This is a genomic window from Melaminivora alkalimesophila, assembly GCF_000282995.1.
Classification (GTDB): Bacteria; Pseudomonadota; Gammaproteobacteria; order Burkholderiales; family Burkholderiaceae_C; genus Melaminivora; species Melaminivora alkalimesophila.
In genome coordinates this window covers 1-4,015 of sequence record NZ_ALEE01000740.1, presented here as the reverse complement: position 1 = coordinate 4,015, position 4,015 = coordinate 1, and the positions used below count along the sequence as shown (strand labels likewise).

At 74.6% G+C, this 4,015-nt stretch carries 2 protein-coding genes; one reads left to right on the top strand and one right to left on the bottom strand.

Annotated elements, in window-relative coordinates; translation table 11 throughout:
- The coding region (locus tag A612_RS18085; RefSeq protein WP_019375148.1) for a YhdP family phospholipid transporter at nt 1–2,579 on the bottom strand (2,579 nt) is incomplete at its 3' end.
- An 80-nt stretch (nt 2,580–2,659) separates the two neighbouring features.
- Here A612_RS18085 and A612_RS14380 point away from each other — a divergent pair.
- Nucleotides 2,660–4,015, top strand: a 1,356-nt coding sequence (locus A612_RS14380) for a [protein-PII] uridylyltransferase family protein (protein ID WP_019375147.1), incomplete at its 3' end; no start/stop codon positions are given.

Here is a 4,015-nt window from a genome sequence, read left to right as displayed (position 1 = left end):
GGCAGCGCCGCGGCCGCGGCCTTGTCCAGAGGCGCCGGCAAGTCCAGCGCGAGCCCGCGCAGGTCGCTGGAGATGTCCAGCTCCACCAGCCCGCGGCGCACGCCCAGTTCCAGCGCATAGCCGGTGCTGCCGCTGGCGCGCCCGGCCAGGCGCGCGGCCAACCCCGGCAGCTCGCCCGTGCGCAGGCCTTCGGCGCTGGCGGTGCCCCGCGCACGCACGCGCACGGCGGGACCCTCCTCGCCCGCGGCGCTGGCGCGCATCCCGCCTTCCAGCCGCAGCTCGCCGCCGAGCGCGCGGCCCTGCAGCTCTTCCAGCGCGAAGCCGCCTTCATCGAACTGCACGGCTCCGCGCAGGGCGCGTATCCAGGGTGTCTGCGGCAGCATCTGCACGTCGTTGCCGCCCAGCTGCACGCGCCCGCGCACGGTCGCCCGCTCCAGCGTGCCAACCGGCAGGGTGAGGCCCAGCTGCAGGGCAGCCGGGCCGGTGGCGCTGGCCGCATCCAGTGCGCCCTGCGTGAGCCCGGCGACCGGCGAGCCGCGCACCAGGGACAGCATGTCGCCCAGCGGCCCGCGCACCTCGCCATCGACCTGCACCACGGGGTGTTCCAGGTCGTCGATGCGTGCCTGCAGAGGACCGGCGCGCAGGCGGCCGAAGCCTGCGAAGCTGCCGCGCGCGTTGCGCACCTGCATGCCGGCGCGGTCGAAGACCAGCTCGCCCGACAGCCCGGACAGCGCCGGCCAGGGCGCCTCGGTGACAGGGCGCAGCGCGGCCGGCACATAGGCGTAGTCCACGCCCTGAACCTGCGCCGTGACGCGGAACTCTCCGCTTGGCACATGGGCGAAGGGAAAATCCCGCAGGTCACCCCGGACACGGAATTGCACCTGGCTGGCGCGCCCGGTCCGCACGGCGTCACGCACATAATGGCGCGCCTCGGCCGGCACGGCCAGCGGCAGGTAGCGGTGCACGCGCGCGCCGTCGGCGCGCACCAGCCGCCCCGACAGATCCAGGACCCCAGGCAAGCGCCGCCCCGCCGCGTCGCCGGTGTGCCACTCCAGGCGGGCCTCGCCCTCGGCGTCGGCATTGGCAAAGCGCAGGGCCGGGGCCTGCACGCTGATGCGCTCGCCCTCCACCTGCCAGCGCACCGTGCCCGCCAGCCTCTGCAGCGGCACGTCCGCCTCCTCGAACACCGTGGGAAGGCGCAACACGCCCTGCGCGAGCGACAGCGTTGCCTGGCCGCCGGACTGGTCCAGGCTCAGCTGCAGATCCAGCCCGCGCAGCCCGGCGGGCGCGTCGGCCGTGTCCATGCCCACGGACAGGCCCCGTGCCTGGGCGCGCAGCCGGTAGCTGCGGGGTGCCGCAAGCGGCCCGCGCCAGTGCGCCTCCAGGTCCTGCACGCTGCCGGCAGGCGCATGGCGCTGCAGCGCCCCGCGGATATCGTCACCCAGCGGCAGGCGCGCCGCCACCTGCGCCAGTGCCTCCAGGTCCAGCGCGCTCGCCTGCAGCTCGCCCTCGGCGGTCTCCGCCGTGCCGGTATGGCGCAGCAGCAGGTCGCCGCCCGGCCAGTGCAGACCCGAGCCGGTGCGAAAGCGCAAGCCCTGGGCCGTGAGCTCGAAACCCTGCTCCAGCCGCCGCGCCCCGGCGCGGCCTTGCACGTCCTGCAGCGCCAGCGGCTGCAGGCCCTCGTCCAGCGTCGCTTCGACCTCCGCCAGTGCCAGATCGGCCAGCGCGCCGCTCACCGCCCCCCGCCGCACGTCGGCCCAGGCGCGCAGCCGGCCCGAGCCCCGCGCCACCCGCACGCGCCCCAGGTCCAGGTGCTGCCCCAGGCGCGAGACGTCCACCTGCGGAAAATCCGCGTAAAGCTCGCCGCTCCACTGCTGCCAGCGCCCCGCGTGCGTGCTCAGCAGCGGCTGGCGGAACTGGCCGCGCAGCGAGAAGCGCTCGCCCCAGCCTTCGGACGGCGTGGCGTCCAGGCGCAGGGCGTGGCGGCGGGCGCCATTGCGGATCACGAGGTCGACCTGCGTGAGTGCCAGGGGCGGCGCGCCGCGCAGCCGGTCGGCAAAGCGCAGCGTACCGCCGCGGATCGCCAGCTCCGGCTGGGCGAACAACCAGTCGGCGGCGCGGCTGTCGGCTTCGCCACTGGCCCGAAAGGCGATGCCGGCCACCAGGATCCGGCCGTCGGCGGTGCGCTCCACGTCCAGCTCGGGAGCTTCCAGATAGACCTGCTCGAAGCCCAGGCGCAGCAGCGAGCGCGGCGAGAGCGCCACCACCACGCGCGGCATGCGCAGCGCCGCCTGCCCGGACGGATCCAGCAGGACCACGTCCGACAGTTCCACCGCCGGGATCGCCCCCTCGCTGCGCGCCGCCAGTGCGCCGATGCGCACCGGTACCCCCAGCGCCCGCTGGGCCTGGCGCTCCAGCGCCGGGCGCAGGCTGTCGATGCGCGGCACAATCCAGACATGCAAGGCCGCCCAGGAGGCCGCCAGCACGAGCCAGGCCGCCGCCGCCAGCGCCAGCGCCCACCGCGCGGCCCCCGCCACCCATTTCAGCAGGCGGGAAGGAGGGGCGGGCAGCTCGGGCATGGCGGATGCGGACAAGTGGCGGAATTATGGCCCGCCGCCTGTTGCCAGGAGAGGCCGTACCGCACTGTTTCGCCGCTTCCATGACGCACCAGCTCCCCGACCAGACCCCGCCCGCGCCGCAAGCCCCCGCCCTGCGGCCGGAGCCACTGTCGGGCCATTCGCGCTTCCTGCAGCGCCTGCATCGCCGCTATGGCGCGCAGCTGCATCTGCTGCCCGCGGGCGTGCCCACGCGCGCCGCCATGGAAGCAGCGTGTGCCACGCTGCAGGCGCATGGGCACGACCTGGGTGCGGCGCTGCGCATCCTGCGCCAGCTGGTCATGGAGCGGCTGATCGTGCTCGATTGCGACGCCGGCGCGCCGCTGGCCGACGTCGTCGCCGCCGTGACCTGCCTGGCGGAGCTGGCGCTCGACCGGGCCTGCGAGCAGGTCCGTGCCGAATTGGACGCGCGCCACGGCGCTCCGCTTGCGCCCGATGGCGCGCCGGTGCCACTGTGGATCGTCGGCATGGGCAAGCTCGGCGCGCGCGAGCTCAACGTCTCCAGCGACATCGACCTGGTCTATGTCTATGGCCACGACGGCGAGACCGCCGGGCGTGCGGACGGGCGCGGCCGGCTGTCCAACCACGAATACTTCGCTCGCGCCGCGCGCGCCATCCAGGCGCTGATCGGCGAGACCACGGAACACGGCTTCGTCTTCCGGGTGGACCTGGCGCTGCGGCCCAACGGCAACTCGGGCGCGCCGGCCTGCTCGCTCGCGGCGCTGGAAGACTACCTGCTGGTGCATGGACGCGAGTGGGAGCGTTTCGCCTGGCTCAAGAGCCGCGTGGTGGCGCCGCGCGCGGCCATCCGCTCGGCCGAGGTGCAGGGGCTGCGCGAAGTGGTGCTGCCCTTCGTCTTCCGGCGCTACCTGGACTACAGCGTGTTCGATGCGCTGCGCGTGCTGCACCGCCAGATCCGCGAGCACGCCGCGCGCCGCAGCAGCGGCCACCCCGAGCGCGCCAACGACGTGAAGCTCTCGCGCGGCGGCATCCGCGAGGTGGAATTCATCGTGCAGCTGCTGCAGGTGGTGCGCGGCGGGCAGTTTCCCGAGCTGCGCTGCCGCCCGACCCTGGAGGCCATCGGGCGCCTGGTGCGCGCAGGGCTGATGCCCGAGGAAACCGGAGAAGCGCTCGCGCAGGCCTACACCTTCCTGCGCCGGGTCGAGCACCGCATCCAGTACCTGGACGACCAGCAGACGCATGTGCTGCCCACGCGCGACGACGACCTTGCCTGGATCGCCGCCACGCTCGGCCTGTCGTGCTGCGATTTCCTGCGCGAGCTCGACGGCCACCGCGAGCTGGTGGCGCAGGAATTCGACCGGTTGCTTGGGGGGCCGCAGCCACACAGGAGCTGCACCGGCGGGGCCTGCCCGGGCCCGCGCGCCGCTGCGGCCGCGGCC